The organism is Tissierella sp., assembly GCF_031460495.1.
Taxonomy (GTDB): domain Bacteria; phylum Bacillota; class Clostridia; order Tissierellales; family Tissierellaceae; genus JAVKTS01.
The window spans coordinates 584,204-604,010 of the sequence record NZ_JAVKTS010000002.1; the positions used below are offsets into that span (position 1 = coordinate 584,204).

At 30.3% G+C, this 19,807-nt stretch carries 31 protein-coding genes and 1 pseudogene; 8 read left to right on the plus strand and 24 right to left on the minus strand.

Annotation, left to right across the window (positions count from 1 at the left end; translation table 11 throughout):
• Window positions 1-79: 79 nt before the first annotated feature.
• From RIN63_RS06960 to RIN63_RS07005, 10 genes are all read right to left on the minus strand, one after another.
• Entirely contained in the window at window positions 80-331 is a 252-nt protein-coding gene (locus RIN63_RS06960; protein WP_310443985.1) for a hypothetical protein, read from the minus strand.
• A gap of 47 nt (window positions 332-378) precedes the next feature.
• On the minus strand, window positions 379-675 hold the full coding sequence (locus tag RIN63_RS06965) for a hypothetical protein (protein ID WP_310443986.1): 297 nt from the start codon (window positions 673-675) through the stop codon (window positions 379-381).
• Window positions 676-687: 12 nt separating this feature from the next.
• The gene (locus RIN63_RS06970) at window positions 688-861 is read right to left on the minus strand and encodes a hypothetical protein (RefSeq protein WP_310443987.1); all 174 of its coding nucleotides are present in this window, start codon (window positions 859-861) and stop codon (window positions 688-690) included.
• Complete coding sequence (locus tag RIN63_RS06975; RefSeq protein WP_310443988.1) at window positions 858-1,097, minus strand: hypothetical protein; 240 nt, start codon at window positions 1,095-1,097, stop codon at window positions 858-860. The genes RIN63_RS06970 and RIN63_RS06975 overlap by 4 nt, the downstream gene beginning before the upstream one ends.
• Window positions 1,098-1,108: 11 nt before the next feature.
• Window positions 1,109-1,411: a hypothetical protein gene (locus RIN63_RS06980; RefSeq protein WP_310443989.1), complete on the minus strand. Its 303-nt coding sequence runs from the start codon at window positions 1,409-1,411 to the stop codon at window positions 1,109-1,111.
• Window positions 1,408-1,590, minus strand: coding sequence for a hypothetical protein (locus RIN63_RS06985; RefSeq protein ID WP_310443990.1), 183 nt, complete (start codon window positions 1,588-1,590; stop codon window positions 1,408-1,410). The genes RIN63_RS06980 and RIN63_RS06985 overlap by 4 nt, the downstream gene beginning before the upstream one ends.
• Window positions 1,591-1,602: 12 nt before the next feature.
• Entirely contained in the window at window positions 1,603-2,037 is a 435-nt protein-coding gene (locus RIN63_RS06990) for a helix-turn-helix transcriptional regulator (RefSeq protein WP_310443991.1), read from the minus strand.
• 51 nt (window positions 2,038-2,088) lie between these two features.
• The gene (locus RIN63_RS06995) at window positions 2,089-2,265 is read right to left on the minus strand and encodes a hypothetical protein (RefSeq protein WP_310443992.1); all 177 of its coding nucleotides are present in this window, start codon (window positions 2,263-2,265) and stop codon (window positions 2,089-2,091) included.
• Window positions 2,265-2,417 (minus strand): hypothetical protein, encoded by a 153-nt coding sequence (locus RIN63_RS07000; RefSeq protein ID WP_310443993.1) that lies wholly within the window; start codon window positions 2,415-2,417, stop codon window positions 2,265-2,267. The genes RIN63_RS06995 and RIN63_RS07000 overlap by 1 nt, the downstream gene beginning before the upstream one ends.
• Before the next feature lie 75 nt (window positions 2,418-2,492).
• On the minus strand, window positions 2,493-2,741 hold the full coding sequence (locus tag RIN63_RS07005) for a hypothetical protein (RefSeq protein WP_310443994.1): 249 nt from the start codon (window positions 2,739-2,741) through the stop codon (window positions 2,493-2,495).
• Window positions 2,742-2,918: 177 nt separating this feature from the next.
• On the opposite strand from RIN63_RS07005, the gene RIN63_RS07010 reads away from it, so the two are divergent.
• From RIN63_RS07010 to RIN63_RS07045, 8 genes are all read left to right on the plus strand, one after another.
• Entirely contained in the window at window positions 2,919-3,371 is a 453-nt protein-coding gene (locus RIN63_RS07010; protein WP_310443995.1) for a helix-turn-helix transcriptional regulator, read from the plus strand.
• A 35-nt stretch (window positions 3,372-3,406) separates the two neighbouring features.
• Window positions 3,407-3,682, plus strand: coding sequence for a hypothetical protein (locus RIN63_RS07015; RefSeq protein ID WP_310443996.1), 276 nt, complete (start codon window positions 3,407-3,409; stop codon window positions 3,680-3,682).
• A 24-nt stretch (window positions 3,683-3,706) separates the two neighbouring features.
• Window positions 3,707-4,174: an ImmA/IrrE family metallo-endopeptidase gene (locus RIN63_RS07020; protein WP_310443997.1), complete on the plus strand. Its 468-nt coding sequence runs from the start codon at window positions 3,707-3,709 to the stop codon at window positions 4,172-4,174.
• Between the two features lie 133 nt (window positions 4,175-4,307).
• Window positions 4,308-5,015, plus strand: a complete 708-nt coding sequence (locus RIN63_RS07025) for a hypothetical protein (RefSeq protein WP_310443998.1) — start codon at window positions 4,308-4,310, stop codon at window positions 5,013-5,015.
• A 45-nt stretch (window positions 5,016-5,060) separates the two neighbouring features.
• Window positions 5,061-5,519, plus strand: a complete 459-nt coding sequence (locus RIN63_RS07030; protein WP_310443999.1) for a peptidoglycan-binding protein — start codon at window positions 5,061-5,063, stop codon at window positions 5,517-5,519.
• An 85-nt stretch (window positions 5,520-5,604) separates the two neighbouring features.
• A complete protein-coding gene (locus RIN63_RS07035; protein ID WP_310444000.1) occupies window positions 5,605-6,831 on the plus strand; it encodes a hypothetical protein in 1,227 nt (408 codons plus the stop codon).
• A complete protein-coding gene (locus tag RIN63_RS07040) occupies window positions 6,797-7,873 on the plus strand; it encodes a hypothetical protein (protein WP_310444001.1) in 1,077 nt (358 codons plus the stop codon). Before RIN63_RS07035 ends, RIN63_RS07040 begins: the two co-directional genes overlap by 35 nt.
• Before the next feature lie 148 nt (window positions 7,874-8,021).
• The gene (locus tag RIN63_RS07045; RefSeq protein ID WP_310444109.1) at window positions 8,022-9,731 is read left to right on the plus strand and encodes a recombinase family protein; all 1,710 of its coding nucleotides are present in this window, start codon (window positions 8,022-8,024) and stop codon (window positions 9,729-9,731) included.
• Here the strand turns inward: RIN63_RS07045 and RIN63_RS07050 are convergent.
• From RIN63_RS07050 to ftsY, 14 genes and pseudogenes are all read right to left on the minus strand, one after another.
• Window positions 9,709-10,767, minus strand: a pseudogene (locus RIN63_RS07050) (YifB family Mg chelatase-like AAA ATPase); the annotation flags it as partial. The gene RIN63_RS07045 and the pseudogene RIN63_RS07050 overlap by 23 nt on opposite strands.
• 75 nt (window positions 10,768-10,842) lie before the next feature.
• Window positions 10,843-11,196 (minus strand): YraN family protein, encoded by a 354-nt coding sequence (locus RIN63_RS07055; protein ID WP_310444002.1) that lies wholly within the window; start codon window positions 11,194-11,196, stop codon window positions 10,843-10,845.
• Window positions 11,186-11,485 carry an EscU/YscU/HrcU family type III secretion system export apparatus switch protein gene (locus tag RIN63_RS07060; RefSeq protein ID WP_310444003.1) on the minus strand — a complete coding sequence of 100 codons (300 nt, stop codon included), beginning with the start codon at window positions 11,483-11,485 and terminating at the stop codon, window positions 11,186-11,188. The genes RIN63_RS07055 and RIN63_RS07060 overlap by 11 nt, the downstream gene beginning before the upstream one ends.
• Window positions 11,486-11,489: 4 nt before the next feature.
• Window positions 11,490-12,983 carry a hypothetical protein gene (locus RIN63_RS07065; RefSeq protein WP_310444004.1) on the minus strand — a complete coding sequence of 498 codons (1,494 nt, stop codon included), beginning with the start codon at window positions 12,981-12,983 and terminating at the stop codon, window positions 11,490-11,492.
• Window positions 12,984-13,003: 20 nt separating this feature from the next.
• Window positions 13,004-13,612, minus strand: coding sequence for a ribonuclease HII (locus RIN63_RS07070; protein ID WP_310444005.1), 609 nt, complete (start codon window positions 13,610-13,612; stop codon window positions 13,004-13,006).
• Window positions 13,613-13,623: 11 nt separating this feature from the next.
• Window positions 13,624-14,472 carry a ribosome biogenesis GTPase YlqF gene (gene ylqF, locus RIN63_RS07075; protein WP_310444006.1) on the minus strand — a complete coding sequence of 283 codons (849 nt, stop codon included), beginning with the start codon at window positions 14,470-14,472 and terminating at the stop codon, window positions 13,624-13,626.
• Window positions 14,473-14,517: 45 nt separating this feature from the next.
• Window positions 14,518-14,865 (minus strand): 50S ribosomal protein L19, encoded by a 348-nt coding sequence (gene rplS / locus RIN63_RS07080; protein WP_310444007.1) that lies wholly within the window; start codon window positions 14,863-14,865, stop codon window positions 14,518-14,520.
• 104 nt (window positions 14,866-14,969) lie between these two features.
• Window positions 14,970-15,707, minus strand: a complete 738-nt coding sequence (trmD, locus tag RIN63_RS07085; protein WP_310444008.1) for a tRNA (guanosine(37)-N1)-methyltransferase TrmD — start codon at window positions 15,705-15,707, stop codon at window positions 14,970-14,972.
• Window positions 15,704-16,207 (minus strand): ribosome maturation factor RimM, encoded by a 504-nt coding sequence (rimM, locus tag RIN63_RS07090; RefSeq protein ID WP_310444010.1) that lies wholly within the window; start codon window positions 16,205-16,207, stop codon window positions 15,704-15,706. Before rimM ends, trmD begins: the two co-directional genes overlap by 4 nt.
• Before the next feature lie 45 nt (window positions 16,208-16,252).
• Window positions 16,253-16,483 (minus strand): KH domain-containing protein, encoded by a 231-nt coding sequence (locus RIN63_RS07095; protein ID WP_310444011.1) that lies wholly within the window; start codon window positions 16,481-16,483, stop codon window positions 16,253-16,255.
• Window positions 16,484-16,502: 19 nt separating this feature from the next.
• Window positions 16,503-16,775, minus strand: a complete 273-nt coding sequence (gene rpsP, locus RIN63_RS07100) for a 30S ribosomal protein S16 (protein WP_310444012.1) — start codon at window positions 16,773-16,775, stop codon at window positions 16,503-16,505.
• Between the two features lie 33 nt (window positions 16,776-16,808).
• Entirely contained in the window at window positions 16,809-18,149 is a 1,341-nt protein-coding gene (ffh, locus tag RIN63_RS07105; protein WP_310444013.1) for a signal recognition particle protein, read from the minus strand.
• Entirely contained in the window at window positions 18,149-18,502 is a 354-nt protein-coding gene (gene ylxM / locus RIN63_RS07110; protein ID WP_399324488.1) for a YlxM family DNA-binding protein, read from the minus strand. The genes ffh and ylxM overlap by 1 nt, the downstream gene beginning before the upstream one ends.
• Window positions 18,503-18,613: 111 nt before the next feature.
• Window positions 18,614-19,804: a signal recognition particle-docking protein FtsY gene (gene ftsY, locus RIN63_RS07115; protein WP_399324490.1), complete on the minus strand. Its 1,191-nt coding sequence runs from the start codon at window positions 19,802-19,804 to the stop codon at window positions 18,614-18,616.
• Window positions 19,805-19,807 lie beyond the last annotated feature (3 nt).

The following is a 19,807-nucleotide window of genomic DNA, read 5'->3' on the forward strand; positions in this document are numbered from 1 at the left end:
AAATTAGCTCCACACTTGCAAATGCACCGTTCATATTTTTTTAGCTTTAAATTTATTTCACTTTTGCAAGTAGGACATTTCATGCTATCCTCTTAATTGCATTTCTAATATTTAATCTAGCTTCTGAGAAATTAATTTCTTCAATTCTCTCCTCGTTATCTACTGCTTTGAAAAACTCTTCTTCTGTTATCTCATCAGTCACAATAAATCCGTCATATTCCGATGCATATGCTTTTTCTATTAGATAGTAATTTTTATCTTGATCAACGACTTTAAGATAGGTTTTCCTCACTAAATCTATACGACTTCTTTTCAACTGTTTAAATTTCATGTATATTTCCTCCCAAATATGATATAATTAATCTATTAAAATATTTTTTAGTACCTTGAGCTTTTCAGATGGCCGTCTGAGAGCTCTTTTTCCTTTTTGGCTTTGTATCTCTTAATTCTTTTCAATATATCTGAATCACTTACTCCATAAATTTCCCCTATGGCTCTAAATGTTGTCCCTTGTTCTCTTAGAGAAATCATATCTTCAGTATCATTATCATTCAGTTTAAACTTTTCTTCTGATATAATTGAAAAAGCTTTTTCTGGTAATGTGTATTTTTCAGAACATATAGCTATCGTTAATGCTGCAATATTATACCTAAGATCTAATGCAGTTTCAGTCAAAATTTACACCTCCTACTTTTCTTCTAAGATATGTCTTAATAAATTTATCTCTATCTTCAATGTTGCAATCATCACTTCTTTAAAATGCCTTTCTCTAAGGTTTAATTCTGTATTTTCATCTTCTAATTCTTTGATCTGTTTTTGTTTATCTCTTAGATATGCATTTACAACTCTTTCACTCCTCACTCTTCTCCCACCTCTCTACAATAAATTGAATTTAACTCCCTTTCTATTGGTATCCCTATCTTTTTAACTTTGTTTTCCCACTCTTCCCATTTTTCTGCTGTATACTGGAAACCCCATTTATCACCATACTTTTCAAACATTTTTCTCCTAGCTTCATTGCTATCTTTAGCGAATACTGGCTGATAATGATTTTTTAATGGATGATCACCGCAAAATGTAAATATGAACTTTTTCATCATTTCTCCTCCTAACTGGTCCAAAATTCAGTATTAGATAATTTCACCGATAATTCCTTGTCTTCTTCATCTGTTCCATGGATAAAATAATCAAAATTATCTTCTTTAAATAGTTCTTCTATTTTGGTTACACAAATATTTATATTGTCAAAAATCAAATCACCCCTAGTTACATAGAAATCATACATTTCTCCTACTTCTATACAGTCAACTAAATAATTTAATTGGAATTCTAGATTATTTATGCTTAGAGCTTTTGCATATCTAACCCATAAACGATCTTCATCCTGTTTATAAAAAATTGATTTTATCATCTTAACACCTCTTTCTTACCCTTCACCCAATCAACTGGGATTTCTCCTGTTTCTTTAATGAGGTTCATAATACCTTCTGCTGCTGCTTCCTTCGTAACTTCCTCTTCAAAACAAAATGTAAGAGTATATTGTTTGTATGCGTCTAATGTTGGAATTGGATTTATATATCTAGATTTCACTTCTCTCCCTCCTTATCTAGAAAATACTACTGATAGCGCTGCACCTGCTAACTCTCTGACTTCTTTCGTTACTTGATCCCATCTGTGAGTCTCATGGTCTTCTATCATTCCATCACAAGCTATTTTGACCATACAGTTTTTTACATCTTCTACATCTGATGATTCCTTTTGCAAGACTAATACAGATTTTGCTATATCGTCTATACTAATAGGTGGTAGTATTTCCATACCTAAATTTGTTGATTGTCTTAAATGTTCGTATCCAAGCCATCTAGTTCCATATACTTCTGTCATATCAGCTACTACATCTCCATGAGGGACTGTAATCCCAGATTCATAATTCCCTAATGCTCGTACACTTACGCTTAACTTTTGTGATGCCTCTAATTGAGTTAAACCTGCAACATTTCTAGCTATTTGGTATATGTTTCTGCAACTTTCATTCATTGTTTTCACCTCCCACTATGATAAAATTTAATTAATTAATAAACTTATCTATTATCTATTCCTCACCTCCCTAGCCTCGTTTCTAAGTACTTTTTTTGCTACTCCTATGCAATCCTTACCTTGTCCTACTAAAATCCAAAATAGAACGATTAAAGGCAAGATAAGGATTGTCCCATCCACTCCAGTACTAACTATTTTTTCTATAATCTTTATTAGTGGATTTAACATTATTTTTCTTTTCCTTTCTCTTCTATTTCTTTAGCCTCTGCTACTCGGACCAAATTACCTAAAGCATTGAAAAGGCTTTTCTCTAATGCCTCATAATTTTCATCATAGGCAGCTGCTATTTCTTCTGTAACCAAATCTGGTAATCTACCCATAATCCCACCCCTTTCCATTTACTCCAATAGTTTCCGCTATTTTTGAATATATTTTTATGAGATAATTAAGTTGTACTAAGCTGTATGGTTGTTGTCTCTAGACAACGGTGTCCTTAAAAAAATAAACTGGCTTATTTCTATTTTATTTTTATTACAAAAGTCAATTAGTCTAGAAATAAATTTATTTCCTCCATTGACTTCATTTTTCAATACTCTATATACATATGAATAATCAAGTCCTAATTCTTTAGAAAATCTGTAAGATGTCCAGTTGTTTGTATTTATATAATCATTTATAGCTTCAACATTTATTAGTTCATTCACTATTTTCACCTCCCAAAATCCAACCATTGTTTTTAGACAACACTTGTTTAATAACAATATACCATAAGTATTGTTTTTTGACAACACTTATTTTGAAAATAATTTCACTCTTATTGTTTATTAACAATATATGTATTAACATATAGATATAAATAAAATATAAAAGGAGGGATAATATTGTCACAATTTAATAAAGAGGAATTCTCTGAATTACTGCAAAAGGCTCAAGGCAACAGATCGTTAAATCAATTCGGATTGAAATCTGGTGTTGATCCAGGATATATTTCAAGATTTATTAACTTGCTTAGAAACTCCCCTCCATCTCCTGAGATATTACAGAAACTAGCTGATGCAGCCCACAATGAAGTGACTTATGCTGACTTAATGCAATCCGCCGGATATATAGAAAAAGATATTGATAATAAAATTATAAAAGGCACTCCCGAAGAACAAGACATAGTCCCTGAAGAATTCACCAATGCTGATGAGGCTCGTGCATATGTAAATAAGCATCAGATATTTGGTTCTGGAGGATTTGATGCTGATAAATTAGATGATGAGGAGATTTTAGAGTTTGCTAATGCTTTGCTAGAACAAATGAAGATGGTTAGTTATAAATATAAAAAGTAGTAATAAATAAAATATAAAAATCGGAGTGCTAAAATATGAATGATAACAATCAATTATTTGAATTAATTAGTAAAATGTACGGTGAAATGCAAGAAGGTTTCGGAAAAATTAGAACTGAAATGCAAGATGGATTTAAAGAAGTAAATGAAAGACTAGACAGAGTGGAAAACAGAGTTACTATTATGGAGCAAGATCATGGAAAAAAACTAGATTTATTATTCGATGGATATAAGCAAAATGCTGAAATATTAGAAAGAATTGAAACAGAAGTATCTAAGCATGAAGAAGTAATAATTAGAAGAGTAAAATAGTAATAACCAAAATATAAAAAACTAATGTTATTACCAATGGCAGGTGATTATATGGATTTAATTTGGATAGATGAATATGTTGATGGAGTAATAGACTACTGCTATTCTAGAGATATTTTTGAAATATATAATACACTGGACATAAGCATAAAAAGATTAGATAAAGATGATCTACTCCTCCGGGGTAATGAAGCTCTTTATATTAGAAACTATTTTGGATTAGAAGTAGTTTTTATTAAGAATAATCTTCCTTATAAGTATGAAAAGTTTGTTTTATCTCATGAACTTGGACATGCTCTATTACATATAGAGATAGCTCAAGCTGCTTATAATAGTAAACTTATAAACAAGGGTAAGTTAGAAAAGCAAGCTGATTATTTTGCCTTAAAGCTGTTAGATATTGAGATAAATAATGTAAATTATGAAGGTCTTACAACAGATCAAATAGCAAAGAAATTTTACATCACTGAAAAAAGTTTAGGTTATGTTTAATAATAAAATATAAAATATATTTAGCTCAAATTTAGAGATTTGAGTCCTTTTTAAACCTTATGGTCGAACTGACATTCGACATATTTCGACATATTTTTTATTATTAATACTATTAAATGAGGGGGATAAAATTATGATTTATGGTAAAAAGATAAAGTTAAAAAAATACTTATTTAAAAACAAGAAAAGCTTCACTACTTTTTTAGAACAATTGAATTCATATGTGAATGATCAAAATGTTCAATATGAAATTGAATTATTTAATAATAATTATTCTATGGAGTTCAACAGTTTTGATACCTTAATCGAAGCTGTCAATGCCTCAAACATCATTTACTATTTAAAGATTTTTTTGATATCAGATAAATCACAGGCCCCTAACAAAATTGAATTAATTTATCATAACATGGATGATTTAAAGCATAAAACAAATATTAAATTATCCTCTAAGGATGCCAATTGGATAGAAACTACTGAGCAAGAAATTCTAGAATTATTAGAAGATAAGAAAAATTCCTGGAGTTTTCTCACTAATGACTTTATTACCATGTTAATGGCAGGTCTAATTTCAATTTTGTATTTCTTTGTATTCTTTAATGCAACAGACCTTAGCAATATATCTAACTTGCTTAAATTTATGATTATGTATTTATTTATATTCTTCGTTTATGAGGTGTTAATGCTGTCACTAATTCCAACTTTTAAGATTAAATGGAAATTACCACTTAATCCAGTTATTAAATACTTAAGGAACAAAATTACCGATAACATAGTTAATACTATTTTAAGTGGAATTACAGGAGCAATAATCACCATTTTTGTTGCTAGATTATTTCGCTGAGATAGATATAATAGTTTTTAATAATAAAATTAAGGGGGATATCAAATGAAAAAAAGAAGAATTACATCATTTATGCTAGCTGCAGTAATAGCATTAACACCTTCCAGTGCACTTACGCATAGTGGTAGAACTGACAGCTCTGGTGGACACAAGGATAACAAAAATAAAAGTGGTCTAGGTTCATATCATTACCATTGTGGTGGCAACCCTCCTCACTTACATAAAGATGGAGTTTGCCCTTATATTAGCTCCACTACTTCTACATCTACTACTAAAACTAGTACAAGCAGTACAAAAAAGACTTCTACTACATCTACCTCGACTAAAAAAGCAGAAATTAAGAAGGTCCAGGAAAAACTTAATGAATTAGGCTATGATTGTGGTACTCCTGATGGAGTTGCTGGAAAGAAAACAACTGCAGCTGTTAAGAAGTTTCAAGAAGATAATGATCTTGAAGCAGATGGGATTGTAGGATCTAAAACTAAAGATGCATTGGGGATATAAGCCTACTAGTTTAATGACTACTGACGAAAAATTCAGACATAATAATATTGTTTGAATTCTTCATAAAATTATAAAGGGGGATATTATGATACAAATACCACGAAGCTTTTTAGACGAAAATGAGTCTTATTTAGTTATACCAGTATTAAGGAGATTTTGTTCTAAATATAATCTTAGACAGTTCAATGTTAGAGAAGAATTACTAGATGAAATATTAGATTTTGCAAATATGAATGACAATAATAGAATTATTTTTTTAAACTGGCTAGAAGAAAGTCTAAAAGAGGGTAATAAACATATATATATAAGAGATATTTTTTCAAATAATGAGCAATTTGATGAACTAAAAAACCTTGAAACATGTGAAGAAATTTTAGCTACTATATATGAGGATTGCCCAAATAATTATATTTCAGAGGCCACACATGAAATTGAAATAAAGTTACAAAACTACCGTATACATCATCGTGATAACATAGTTCATAAATTATCTTTTAATTTTACTATAAAACTTCTTTGTGGTGATAGCATAATGGATGTTGGCAGATATATTATTTTTCCTGTTTTTATAGATGTTGACATTGAAAACAATTATATATCTGGAAGAGCAAAGCCTAAAACTAATTTATTCAAAAAAACTGATCCTACTAATGACACTTTAATTCAAAACTTAAAAGTTAGCAATAAAGAATTAATCATTGAAGCTATTAAAAAAATTAAGAATGATTTAGATCTAGAATTTAGAGATAACTATGAATCTCATACAATATTTAGGAATAAGCTATTTAATTTATTAAAGTATTATACATTTACACCTGATGAAATTCAGTGTAAAATTAATAGTATGACCAATAAAATTGATAATTTCATTAATGATGTATTTAGTGAGCTTGAAATTCCGTTATTAAGCAATTTCGATAACGCTAAAGAAGATTTAAATATTTTTATTGAGAAATTTATTTCAATAAATTATGATGATCAAACAATTTTTACAAAAGACCGTGATGCTTATCCTGTTAGGTTATCAGCCACAGATTCGGAGTTAACTAAAATTTCCGAAGCCAGTGCTAACAGGGAACCATTACAACACAAAGAAAAATACTTTGACAACAAGAAATCAATTGAAAGAGATGAAAGTTGTGATGGGATGATGTTGTGCTTCAATAGGAATAATACTAAATATTTCGGCAATAATCCTTTTGTAGTATCTTTAGAAGTAATACAGGGATATTTATCGCTAAAATTTCCCCAATATGTAGAAGAGGAGGATATTCAACATGTTTTATCCAGAGCTATCGAAGATAGTGAATGATTTGTTTTCAACTGAATTAATAGAAGAATTAGATGTTTGGTTCGCTTCTTTACCAAGAAACCATAAAGATAAAATTACAGCTTCTAAAATATCTATTAAGTTTGATATAGATTTTAATATTTCTATTATTCTATTAGAAGAATGCTGTGGAGTTGGTATTCTCAAAAAAAACTATGCAATTACATGTCCGATTTGTGAACATGTGCTAAAGATTTCTAGTGATGATAAATTATATGAAGATATAAGCAACATAGCATTTTGCTATAATTGTGATGAATCTAAATTAGGCTTTACATCAGATAATATATTAATATTATATAGTCTCATAAAAAACCCAACCAACAACCCAGATAAAGTAAAACTATTGACTAAAAAATATATTGAAGAATCAAAAAAACACAAAGGTATCAATACTTCTACTTTAACAGATTATTTATCTAAGAGCGATTGTAATCCAAATTCAATTTTTTACAATCCAAATGAGAAAGAAACGGAAGAATTAGCTACATTATTATCTAATTTAACAGGGACATTCGATAACACTACAGATAAAGGTAATGCTTTAGAGGATTTAGCTGAGTTCTTACTAAATATTGTCAAGCCTTTTAAAGTTTCAAGAATAATAAGGACCCCAACCAATCAATTAGATGTTGTAATAAGAAATCAGTTACCCCTTCCAGGGTCTATATTTCTTATCATGGGAACGCATTGTATCGCTGAATGCAAGAATGAAAAAGAAAAGCCTGATAATACTTACTATCACAAACTAATAAGTATTTTAAGATTAGCTAGTTCTAATTTCGGGATAGTTTTTTCTTTTTTACCTGCTGCAGCTACATGTAAAACAATTGCCCGTGAGACATACCTTCAGGATAAAACAATAGTTATTAATATTCATTATGAAGATTTCAAACTAATCATAGAGAAAAATATGAATTTTCTAGACATTATTGAAAGCAAAGCTTTAGATATCAAAATGAACTCAACAAAAAACCTCTATGAAACAACATTATTTCAAGAAAGTGGACATGTTAATATCTAATTTTAAAGCTACTTAAACCGTAGCTTTTTTTATATCCAAATTTCAATTTACTTTTCTTTTTGCTTCCAAACTAAATAGTATATGCTATAATAAGTAAAAGAACGCTTGTTTAGAAGGGGGATAATTTATGGCTATAACTGTTAGACAAATGAAAATAATTGATGGTGCTCCTCTAGCTGCAATATATACTAGAAAATCTAAAGCTACAGAGACTGGAGAATCAATTGAGAATCAAATAGCTAGATGTATAGCTCTATGCGATTATAAAGGCTGGGGATACATTGTTTATGTTGATTATGACTACAGCGGAAAAGATACAGATAGACCTGATTTTTTTGAGATGATAAAAAAGGTTAAGAACAGTGAGTTTGATTATGTTGTTGTATACCATATTTACAGATTTGCTAGAAATATGAAAGACTTTACTGTGTTAATGGACGAATTGCAGGATTTAGAAATAGGGTTTACAAGTATCAGTCAAGACTTTGATACATCTACACCTACAGGTCGAGCTGCAATGTATATGACAGCAGTTTTTGGACAACTTGGTAGAGAAGATACTGCAATGCAAGTAAGAGATAATATGATTTACCTTGCCGAAAAAGGCCGCTGGAATGGTGGTCCTATTCCCTATGGATTTGATACTTATTCTGAATTAATCGATTATAGAAATGATGAAGGAAAGAAAAAAGTTACTTATCTCATTAAAAATAAAAAAGAATCAGAGATAATCGAAATGTTTTATGAATGGTATCTAGCCTCTGATGGCTCTGTAAGAAGTATTACCACTAAAGCCAATGAGTTGGGTTATAAAACTAAGAAAGGCGCTTACTGGTCCCATAATCAAGTTTCAAGGATATTACAAAACCCTCTATACTGTATTGCTGATGAAGAATCTTATAATTATTTTAAAAGTAATACTGAAGTTAATATTGTTGATGATAAAGAAAAATATAATAGTGAAAATGGCCTTATGTATTACAACCGAAGAAGACAATATAAAAAAACTAGTAGATATAGAGAAGAATCTGAATGGATACTTTCGATAGGAGAACATAAAGGATTTATTCCAGGGGAAGTATTTACAAAAGTGCAATTAAAACTTAATGAAAATAAAAATACCGCTCCTAGATCTGGCCAAAGTTTAAGATCCCCTCTTGTTGGTCTAGTGAAATGTGGTCGCTGTGGTTCTAGTATGTCTATTTATGGTGGTACTAAGAATCCTAATGATAAGTCTAAAGGATATTATCATTATTTCAGATGTCTCACTCGTGAGCAAAAGGCTAGAATTTTATGCGATAATAGCAATGTCAGAGCGGATGTTTTGGAAGATTTAATCTTGTCCCATATTAGTGCCCTACTTGATAATGAAAACTCCTTAAAATCGATTTTAGAGGCCACAAATAATAATATTGCAGATAACATTGCCCCTCTTACTACTAAAAAGAAAAAAATAGAATCTGAATTAAGTAATATTGATGATGAAATAAATAATTTAGTTGAAGCTCTCTCTAAAAACATTCTTCCTTCACTTTTGATAAAAAGAAAATATAAGGACCTTGAAAATAAAAAGGTTGAGATTAGAAATGAATTAGAGAAAATCAATATTGAATTAAGTAATAATTATTATGTAGAGAAATATAATTTTGATACTGTAGCCAAACATATTAGAAATTTGAAGTATAATTATAGGCTTTTGAATTTTGAACAAAAAAAAGAACTTCTTTATAGTATTGTAAAGGAAGTTTCAATAAATAGAAATAAAGTTAAGCTGGTGTTGTACTTTCTGCCTGGGAAATCACTTCAAGAGTATAATGATTTGTCGGATTGCTTACGCAAGGACAAGGATTCATACTAGCGATAAGCATAAACTTTGATGGATATGTTAGACTTGAATTTGCCCTTGATATAGTAACGGTTCCGTCTTCCAAAGGCTGACGTAAAACTTCTAAAACAGATTTTGGAAACTCTGGCAATTCATCTAAAAATAGTACACCATTGTGAGCTAAAGAAACTTCTCCCGGCTTGGGGACTCTACCCCCACCTATTAAGGATATGGCTGAAGATGTATGATGTGGCGATCTAAATGGACGTTCATGCATAAGAGATTTGGACGAAAGTAATCCAGAAATACTATAAATTTTAGTTACTTCAATTGCTTCTTCAAAGGATAATTTAGGCATTATAGTAGGTAGGCTTCTAGCTGCCATAGTCTTTCCCGCACCCGGAGGTCCAATGATAAGTATGTTATGTGAACCTGCAGCAGATATCTCTAAAGCTCTTTTTAGACCTGCTTGTCCCTTTATATCCGAAAAGTCAATAGAATAATCAGTCCGTAATTCTGCAGAATTGGTACCATGGTTTTTATATGGGTCTATATGTAATTCATTGTTTAAATAATCAACTAATTGGCTTAATGTACTAACAGGAATTATATCCATATCTTCAATCATACTGCATTCATCTTTATTTCCATAGGGGATTATACATTTTGATACATCAAAGTCTCTCATAGAGATGACCATTGGCAGCGCTCCTTCAATGGGATTAATCTTACCATCTAATGATAACTCTCCAATAAAAATTATGTTTTCAAAATTCCCACCTTCTATAACTCCTGATGATTTTAGTAATCCCACAGCAATTGCTAAATCCATTTGTGACCCTTCTTTTTTAAGATTTGCTGGAGCTAAATTTATAGTAATCCTACTTAGAGGAAATTCGTATCCACTATTCTTGATTGCAGCTCTGACCCTTTCCTTTGACTCTTTTATAGATGTGTCTGCAAGCCCAACAATATTAAATACTGGTAATCCTCTCGATAAATCAGTTTCAACTTCAACAATGATACCGTTTAACCCCTGTAATACGCAAGTATTAATTTTTGAATACATAAAAAAACCTCTTTTCCATATGTATTTATCTTATTCCCTGGGTAATAGTGAAAATACGCAATTTTCCAATTATTATCAACAAAAAGCATTATCTATATGATTTATTTTTGTATTTCCTGTCATATAAACTTCAATTATGTCATACCTTGTTTGATAGTTATCTAACTGATTTTGTTGTAGATATATATATGAGCAATAGATAATCTTTTCTTGTTTTTTTCTATTTACAGCCTCATATGCATATCCATAGTTAATATTTGTCCTAGTTTTAACTTCAACAAATACTAATATATCTTTATACATAGCAATAATATCGATTTCTCCAATTTTATTTCTATAATTTACATTCAAAATATTATATCCTTTTGATACAAGATATGATTTTGCAATAACTTCCCCTTTTTTCCCTTTATCAATATTATTTGTCATATAATCTTCCTTTTTTTATATCTAAATTATATACATAAAATATTATCTCAGCCACAGCCTCATATAATTCAACAGGAATCTTTTCATTGATTTCTAGTCCAATCAAACTATTTACAAGTTCTTTATCTTCATATACAGTTATATCTTCCGCAACAGCTTTTTCAATTATATTTCTTGCTACAATTCCCTGCCCCTTTGCAATTATCTTAGGCGATGTTTCCCTATTATCATAAGCCAATGCTACAGCTTTTTCAAGATTTTCTTTGGATTTGCTTTTATTGTTTTCCATAATTTTATACCTTTAAATCTAATATATAAGTTGGATTAGGATTGGAGATCATAGTATCAAGAATTTGAACAATACTATCGGTTACAAAGTCAATCTTGTTTAAAACATATCCCAGTGAAGATATTTTTTCAACTAATAAATCCTCTGCTGATTGGAATAGTTCTAAATCCTCCCTTTTTATACTAATCTTTGCATTAATTAGGTCCCCTAATAATTGACAAGAAATGCTAACCTTACCAAGATTATTGGTATTTAAATTAATAAAGATATTAATATTTTCATTAGATCCTTTTTTCTTTCTTTTATCCTCTAGAAAAGTTAGTATGCCATCAAGATTTTCTTTTCTATGATGAATTGGTAAAAAAACAAGTGACAAATCACTATTCAGTTCTCTTAAAAAATCGATTTTATTTTCCAAACTCTTAAGTTCATCCTTTTGCTGTAAATTTGCATTATTACTTAAATTCCTTAATAATACTTGAAGTTCTTCTAATTCATTGTCTCTAAGTGGCATATAATCATTCAGGATGTCCTTGTCTTCTATATTTAATAAAGCTCTATCAGGTTGCATATTTTCTATTCTGTTAATTATTGTATTTACCTTTTTAAAATCATTAGCAAAATCAACAGGATTATTATTTAACTCTCTCAAATTTTTTACATTATTAAGTGAAGGTTTAATATTGTTTTTTATCAAAAAACTAGTTAATTTAAGAAATTCTTCTTCTTTATTAAAAATAATCTCATTATTAACATTTTCATTGTCGCTAGTCATCTTTTCAGTATTAATACTAGTATTAATTTCATCCCCCAAAAACTCTTTGACTATTGAACTAATCTCTTTCATATTTTGATAGTCATTTTTATTTGCTACTAGCATATATTTTATATCCTCTTTTTCTATAGGAATATAAGTATTCACTCTATTTAATTCAATTGTCAAAGGCCTTTTTGCTTCTATTTGAGAGTTAGATTCATTATTGATTTGGGGATTATTCTCTGAGTAGCCAATGTTCTTAGTATTAGGACTAACTAAAACTACTTTTTCTTCATCTTTAATATTTATCAATTGAAGTAATTTCTCAAGAATCTTAATTCCTTCGTTAAGTTTTTGCTCGGTAATAGAGTCATTATACTTCATTAGATTTTCTACTAGACCAATGGATAATTTAGTTTCTTTAATATTTATACTTTGAAGTAATTTAGAAATAGAGCGATTTTCTTTAAAATCAATCTGAAGGCTGTCATCTTCATTTATTGGTTTTAGATTAATTACACTATCTTTTATAGATTTAACTAAAAAGGAAATTTCATCGTTTGTATTCATCTTCAAATCTGTTTCAACTCTAGCCTGAATAGAACCATGACCCTTAACTTCAATAATTGCTATTTGATCTAAAAATGTTAAAATCTTTCCTTTTAAAATAGACCCTTCTTTTAATAAAAGATCTTTATTATTTAATAGTAAATTATTTAATAAGTGATTTTCAATTTTCAATGAAATCATCCTTTATTATCCTATTTTATTATATTCTTCAAAAATGTCAGTCTATGAATAGGAGATGGGCCAATTTCTTTTATATACCCTATATGTTCCTTAGTGCCATATCCTTTATGCTTCTGTAGATTATATCCCTGATACTGTTGATCCCATTCTATGCATAGCCTGTCTCTGAACACCTTTGCAATAATTGATGCACATGCTATTCCATGAGATTTGTCATCGCCTTTTATAATTGCTTCCTGTGGTATATTTACATCAATTGTTTCAGCATCAATGAGTAGAAAATCTACAGTCACACTTATTCCATTTCTATCCTTAAGATTTTCCACTGCCTTTTGCATAGCCAAACGAGTACTCTCTTTTATATTAATTTTGTCAATTACTGCTGAATCCACTCTACCAATTCCATATGCTAAAGAATTAGTCAATATTTCATCATATAGAGACTCCCGTTTCTTTTGTGTAAGTTTCTTAGAATCTTTTACACCGTTTATTCTTAACCCTCTAGGCATAATAATAGCACAGGCAATTACATCTCCTGCTAAACACCCTCTACCTACTTCATCTATACATGCAATAAAACTATATCCTAGCTCATAAATTTTCTCTTCGATTTCTAGCACACCAACAACTCCTATTCTTGGGGGAATTCTAGTGTTACATTTCCTATTATACCTCTTCTAAACTCGTCTAAAACAATATGGCTAACCTTAGTATAATCAATTTCTCCACCCTTAATAATGCAACCTCTTCTTCTACCAATGTCTTCCATTATATTCAAATATGATTTACCCTCAATTTCAATATTATAACGATTATTCAAAAGGTTTGGAAAATATTTTGTAAGTCTTTCTATTAACTTGAGAGCTAATGTTTCAATATCTAAAATCTCGTCTTTTATGGCTCCAGTTAAAGCTAAATTTATACCAACTTCTTTATCTTCGAATTTAGGCCATAGGATCCCAGGAGTATCTAATAATTCTAGATTCCCTTTTGTCTTAATCCATTGATTGGATTTTGTTACTCCGGGTCTATTGCCAGTTTTAGCACCTTTTTTACCGGAGAGAGTATTTATTAAAGTTGACTTCCCCACATTTGGTATACCCAATATCATTGCTCTTGTTGGTCTATTTATTACGCCACGCTTCTCGTAAGCTTTTCTTTTAGTATCTGTTGCTTCATAGGATAACTCAAGTAACTTATCAATTCCATTTCCCTCTAGGGAGTTTAAAAAACAAGTTTTTATTCCCTTGCTCATAAAGTGATTCTGCCACGCTTTATTTCCATCGCTACTAGCCAAATCCGATTTATTCAATATTATAATTTTGGGTTTCACTCCAAGTATAGAGTCTATAATAGGATTTTGACTGCTTATAGGTATTCTAGCGTCAATTAATTCAAAAACTACATCCACCATAGGAAGGCTTTTCTGTATAGATTCCTTAGTTTTTTTCATATGTCCTGGATACCAGTTTATATTCATAATCTCACCCACTTAAAAAAATTGGGACTATACAAGTCCCAATTATTAGTAATTTCTTTTCTCTTTAACTTTAGCTGCCTTACCTTGTCTGTCTCTTAGATAGTAAAGTCTTGCTCTTCTTACCTTACCTCTTCTAGTAACAACTAATTTTTCAATTCTTGGTGAATTCATTGGGAATGTTCTCTCAACACCTACTCCATAAGATAATCTCCTTACTGTAAATGTTTCTCCTACTCCGCCACCTTGAATTTTAATAACTGTACCTTCATATAACTGGATTCTCTCACGAGTTCCCTCAACAACTTTGTAATGAACTTGAACAGTATCTCCAACATTAAAACTAGGTAAATCATTTCTTAATTGCTCATCTTCTAACATTTTTATAATATCCATTGTATAGACCCTCCCTTCTCATTAGATGTTCTTGCTTAATTAGCAGAGGACCATCCCTAATTCCATACGATATGAATTATAGCATATGAATTAATTAATTTCAACTAATTTTTATCTTCTAATTGGCTATTTACTTTATCTAAAATAACCTTTTCTTCTTTAGTAAATATTCTATCTTTCAACAAATCAGGTCGTTTTTTTAAAGTTGCTTTTAAGGACTCTTCTCTTCTCCAACTTTTAATTCTTCCATGATTGCCTGATAGTAAAACCTCTGGTACACAGTGTCCGTTAAATTCTCTAGGTCTAGTATACTGAGGATACTCTAATAATCCATTATAATGGGAATCCTCTATAAAAGATTCATCCGTTCTAAGAACTCCAGGTAATAATCTTATAATAGAATCTAATAATACCATAGCTGGAATCTCACCGCCAGTAAGTACATAATCACCAATAGAAACCTCTTCATCTACATAGTTTTCAATAATTCTATTGTCTACTCCCTCATAATGACCACAAAGTAAAATTAGATGAGTTTCTTTAGATAGTTCATTAGCTAAACATTGATCAAAGCTCTTACCTTGTGGTGATAAGTATATCACCCTAGAGTTGGGACTTTTTACACTGCTAATAGCATCGAATATTGGCTCAGGTTGCATTACCATACCTGCTCCTCCTCCAAATGGATAATCATCAACCTTCTTATGTTTATTCTTGGAAAAATCTCTAATATTTATACTATTAATTTCAACTATATGTTCATCACAAGCTCTACCTATTATACTCCAGTCCAAAATTGTAGAAATAAATTCAGGAAATAATGTTAGGATATCTATTTTCATTCTATCATTCCTTCAATAGGGTTAATTATTATTTTTTTATCAACTATATTGACATCAATAATAAATTGTTTTACTGCAGGTATGAGATATTCCTTATTTCCTTCTATGTTTTTTATTACATAGACATCATTACTAGCACCTTGTATTACATCTTTTATGGTGCCAACTATATTTGATTCAATATCTATGACTTGAGATCCTACTAAATCATAAATGAAAAAATGGTTTTCTGGTAATTTAACTAGTCCTTCTTCATCAACAAAAATATAATTGTCCTTAAAAGAAAGAATCTCATTTATATCATTAAAACCATTAAACTTTAATATAACAAAGTTTTTATGGTACTTGACTTTTTCAATCTGAACTCTTATTTTTTCTTCACCAATATATGCGATCTTTAAAAAATCGAATCTGTTAATATTATTAGTCAAAGGGAATACTTTTACTTCACCTTTGATCCCATGAGTATTAATTATTTTACCTACAATTGTATAATCCATTTTTTCACCTAACTTATAATAGTAAGGGATTAGTCTCCTTATCCCTTACTGAATGATTTCAACTATAACTCTTTTATTGTCTTTAATAGCGGCTGCTTTCACAACAGTTCTTATGGCTTTTGCAATTCTACCTTGTTTTCCAATAATTTTACCCATATCCTCTGGAGCAACTTTTAGTTCAATCATAATTGATTGGCTACCTTCTATTTCATTTACTGTTACTTCATCAGGATTATCAACTAGGGATTTAGCGATAAATTCTACTAATTCTCTCACTACTATCACCTCCTAGATACTATTCCTCAGTATTTATTACAGTTTCATTTTCATATAGGCCATTTGTCCTAAATAATCTGTCAACAGTATCAGTTGGTTTTGCTCCATTTTTAATCCAGTTCATTGCTTTCTCATTATCTATCTTAACTGTTTTTGGTTCAGTTAATGGATTATAATACCCAATTTCTTCTATAAATCTACCATCTCTAGGAGCACGGGAATCAGCAACAACTATTCTATAGAAAGGACTTTTCTTAGCTCCCATTCTTCTTAATCTAATTTTAACCGCCATTATTTTCACCTCCTTATAATATTCATAATCTATTTAGAAAAAGGGGAATCCTAATTTCCCTTTCTTCTTCATTGTTTTTTCCATATCTGTAAACTTCTTCATCATTTTCTTTGTTTCTTTAAATTGTTTAAGAATCTTGTTTACATCTTGGACTGAAGTACCACTACCCTGAGATATCCTTTTTCTTCTACTACTATCAATAATATCAGGATTTTCTCTTTCTTTCTTTGTCATCGATTGAATTATAGCTTGTATTCTTGCAATATCCCTTTCGTTCACATCCAAACCCTTAAGAGCTTTTGTATTCATCCCAGGAATCATACCCATTAATTGATCTATGGGTCCTAATGATTTCATTTGTTCCAATTGGTCTAAGAAATCATCAAAAGTAAATTGCTGACTTCTTATCTTCTTTTCTAATTCAATCGCCTTTTTTTCATCAATATTAGCTTGAGCTCTCTCAATAAGACTGAGAACATCACCCATGCCTAATATTCTCGATGCCATTCTATCAGGATGAAATGGTTCTAACTGATCAAACTTTTCTCCCATACCAACAAATTTTATAGGCTTTTGTGTAACAGCCCTAATAGATAATGCTGCTCCACCCCTAGCATCTCCATCAAGCTTAGTAAGAATAACTCCTGTAATACCAAGTCTCTCGTTAAAAGACTCAGCCACATTAACTGCATCTTGACCTGTCATTGCATCTAGTACTAAAAGTACCTCATTCGGTTTAACAGCTTCGTGAATATTCTTTATTTCAGTCATTAATTCTTCATCAATATGAAGCCTACCTGCTGTATCGATCAAAATAATGTCATTACCATTCTTCTTACCATGTTCTAAAGCAGCCTTAGCTATATCTACAGGGTTCACCTTGTCACCCATGGAAAAAACAGGCACATTCACCCTTTCTCCTACTACTTCAAGTTGCTTTATAGCTGCAGGTCTATAAATATCACAAGCGACTAATAATGGTCTTCTATTTTGTTTTTTTAGATTAAAAGCTAATTTTCCCGTTGTAGTAGTTTTACCAGCACCTTGTAAACCACACATTAAAATTACGGTTGGCGGGTTTGAAGCAAAATTTAATTTCACTTCGCTTTTTCCCATTAGATTCGTCAATTCTTCATTTACGATTTTAACCACATGCTGCCCCGGTGTCAGGCTTTCCATTACCTCTGCACCAATAGATCTCTCTTTAACTTTTTTTATAAAGTCCTTTACTACTTTAAAATTAACATCCGCTTCCAGCAAGGCAAGTCTTACTTCTCTCATAGCTAAATCTACATCTTTTTCTGAAAGTTTACCCTTGCCTTTTAACTTACCTAAAGCATTTTGCAATTTCTCTGACAAAGATTCAAATACCATTAATCAACCACCTCCAGACTATTATCTAATATTCTTTTGCTAATTTTATTAATAATCAGAGCTTTCTCTTGAATTTCATCATTATCTTTTTCTTTAGCTATTTTTATAATATCCTCAGTAATATCAATTATATTTCTAATATCAGCATGACTATTAAAAAACTTTCTTACTAACCCTAGATTTTCTTCATATTGATAAAGCTTTTGTTCAGCTCTCCTTAAGAGATCAAAAATACCCTGCCTTGTTACATTAAGCTCATCGCCAATTTCTCCTAAAGAAAAATCATGTATGTAGTATAGCTCTACTACTTGATATTGTTTTTCACTAAGCAACTTTCCATAAAATTCGAACAAAGTGCCTATCTCCACAAGTTTCTCAATCATTATATCACCAACATAATAGTACTGTCAAGTGTTTTGCTTGACAGTACTATTTTAGTCTAAGTTTTCTATTTTGTCAATAGATTAATTAAATATTGCCTCCACAAAATCTTCTACATTAAATTGCTGCAAATCTTCTATACCTTCACCTACACCTACTAGTTTTACAGGAATCTTAAGTTCAGATTGCAAACCAATAATAACGCCACCCTTTGCGGTTCCATCCAACTTAGTCAAAGCAACTCCAGTAATATTTGTAACTTCTTTAAACACTTTTGCCTGACTAATTGCATTCTGTCCTGTTGTAGCATCTAGTACAAGTAATATTTCCTTTGTTGCATTGGGATATTCTCTTTCAACTACTCTAAATATTTTATTCAATTCGTTCATTAAATTAGACTTATTATGGAGTCTACCTGCTGTATCACAAATTAATATATCAGATTTTCTTGCTTTTGCAGCTTGAACACCATCAAATATAACTGCTGCAGGGTCTGCACCTTCTTTATGTGCAATAAATTCAACTCCAGCTCTATTACTCCATTCTTCTAATTGTTCAATTGCTGCTGCCCTAAATGTATCACCTGCAGCAATAATAACTTTTTTCCCTTGTTTTTTAAAATTGTTAGACAATTTACCGATAGTAGTTGTTTTTCCAACTCCATTTACACCAACAACTAAAATTACTGCTGGTGATGGTTCTGTCTTTAGTTCATTGTCATTAACTGATTCTAACATTAGTTTTCTAATTTCATTCTTTAATAAAGTTTTTATGTTATCTGGATCAGTTACCTTATCTTCTTTTACTTTTTGACGAAGATTATCAATTAGCTCCATAGTTGTGTTCATGCCAACATCTGCACTTATTAACACTTCCTCCAAATCCTCAAAAAGCTCTTCATCTATCTTTTTGTATGACTTAAGTAATCCATCTATTTTATCGGACATATCTTTTCTGGTCTTAGTTAATCCATTTTTAAGTTTTTCAAATAATCCAAGTTTTTTTTCTATAGGAGTTTCAGTTTCTATTGCTACTTCTTCAGAATAAGATATTTCAGTTGGAATATCCAAAATAATTTCATCTTCAATATCTAAAATTCCTACATTTATCTCTTTTTCAGCATCTCCTTTCGAGTCATCATCAGCCTTAATAGTTTCATTTTCATAAGTTTCATCTTCAAAATCATCATTTACTTCTTCACCAAAATCTTGTAATTCTTCATTTTCTACTAATTCTTCCTTTGTTTTCTCTTTTTTCTTAAACCATTTAAACATTAT

Excerpts from the sequence above, each read along its gene's own strand:
- RIN63_RS06960 (WP_310443985.1), bottom strand. The coding sequence starts at position 331 with ATGAAATTTAAACAGTTGAAAAGAAGTCGTATAGATTTAGTGAGGAAA.
- RIN63_RS06975 (WP_310443988.1), bottom strand. The coding sequence starts at position 1,097 with ATGAAAAAGTTCATATTTACATTTTGCGGTGATCATCCATTAAAAAAT.
- RIN63_RS06980 (WP_310443989.1), bottom strand. The coding sequence starts at position 1,411 with ATGATAAAATCAATTTTTTATAAACAGGATGAAGATCGTTTATGGGTT.
- RIN63_RS06990 (WP_310443991.1), bottom strand. The coding sequence starts at position 2,037 with ATGAATGAAAGTTGCAGAAACATATACCAAATAGCTAGAAATGTTGCA.
- RIN63_RS06995 (WP_310443992.1), bottom strand. The coding sequence starts at position 2,265 with ATGTTAAATCCACTAATAAAGATTATAGAAAAAATAGTTAGTACTGGA.
- RIN63_RS07000 (WP_310443993.1), bottom strand. The coding sequence starts at position 2,417 with ATGGGTAGATTACCAGATTTGGTTACAGAAGAAATAGCAGCTGCCTAT.
- RIN63_RS07015 (WP_310443996.1), top strand. The coding sequence starts at position 3,407 with ATGAATGATAACAATCAATTATTTGAATTAATTAGTAAAATGTACGGT.
- RIN63_RS07020 (WP_310443997.1), top strand. The coding sequence starts at position 3,707 with ATGTTATTACCAATGGCAGGTGATTATATGGATTTAATTTGGATAGAT.
- RIN63_RS07025 (WP_310443998.1), top strand. The coding sequence starts at position 4,308 with ATGATTTATGGTAAAAAGATAAAGTTAAAAAAATACTTATTTAAAAAC.
- RIN63_RS07030 (WP_310443999.1), top strand. The coding sequence starts at position 5,061 with ATGAAAAAAAGAAGAATTACATCATTTATGCTAGCTGCAGTAATAGCA.
- RIN63_RS07035 (WP_310444000.1), top strand. The coding sequence starts at position 5,605 with ATGATACAAATACCACGAAGCTTTTTAGACGAAAATGAGTCTTATTTA.
- RIN63_RS07040 (WP_310444001.1), top strand. The coding sequence starts at position 6,797 with ATGTTTTATCCAGAGCTATCGAAGATAGTGAATGATTTGTTTTCAACT.
- RIN63_RS07045 (WP_310444109.1), top strand. The coding sequence starts at position 8,022 with ATGAAAATAATTGATGGTGCTCCTCTAGCTGCAATATATACTAGAAAA.
- RIN63_RS07055 (WP_310444002.1), bottom strand. The coding sequence starts at position 11,196 with ATGACAAATAATATTGATAAAGGGAAAAAAGGGGAAGTTATTGCAAAA.
- RIN63_RS07060 (WP_310444003.1), bottom strand. The coding sequence starts at position 11,485 with ATGGAAAACAATAAAAGCAAATCCAAAGAAAATCTTGAAAAAGCTGTA.
- ylqF (WP_310444006.1), bottom strand. The coding sequence starts at position 14,472 with ATGAATATAAACTGGTATCCAGGACATATGAAAAAAACTAAGGAATCT.
- rplS (WP_310444007.1), bottom strand. The coding sequence starts at position 14,865 with ATGGATATTATAAAAATGTTAGAAGATGAGCAATTAAGAAATGATTTA.
- trmD (WP_310444008.1), bottom strand. The coding sequence starts at position 15,707 with ATGAAAATAGATATCCTAACATTATTTCCTGAATTTATTTCTACAATT.
- rimM (WP_310444010.1), bottom strand. The coding sequence starts at position 16,207 with ATGGATTATACAATTGTAGGTAAAATAATTAATACTCATGGGATCAAA.
- rpsP (WP_310444012.1), bottom strand. The coding sequence starts at position 16,775 with ATGGCGGTTAAAATTAGATTAAGAAGAATGGGAGCTAAGAAAAGTCCT.
- ffh (WP_310444013.1), bottom strand. The coding sequence starts at position 18,149 with ATGGTATTTGAATCTTTGTCAGAGAAATTGCAAAATGCTTTAGGTAAG.
- ftsY (WP_399324490.1), bottom strand. The coding sequence starts at position 19,804 with ATGTTTAAATGGTTTAAGAAAAAAGAGAAAACAAAGGAAGAATTAGTA.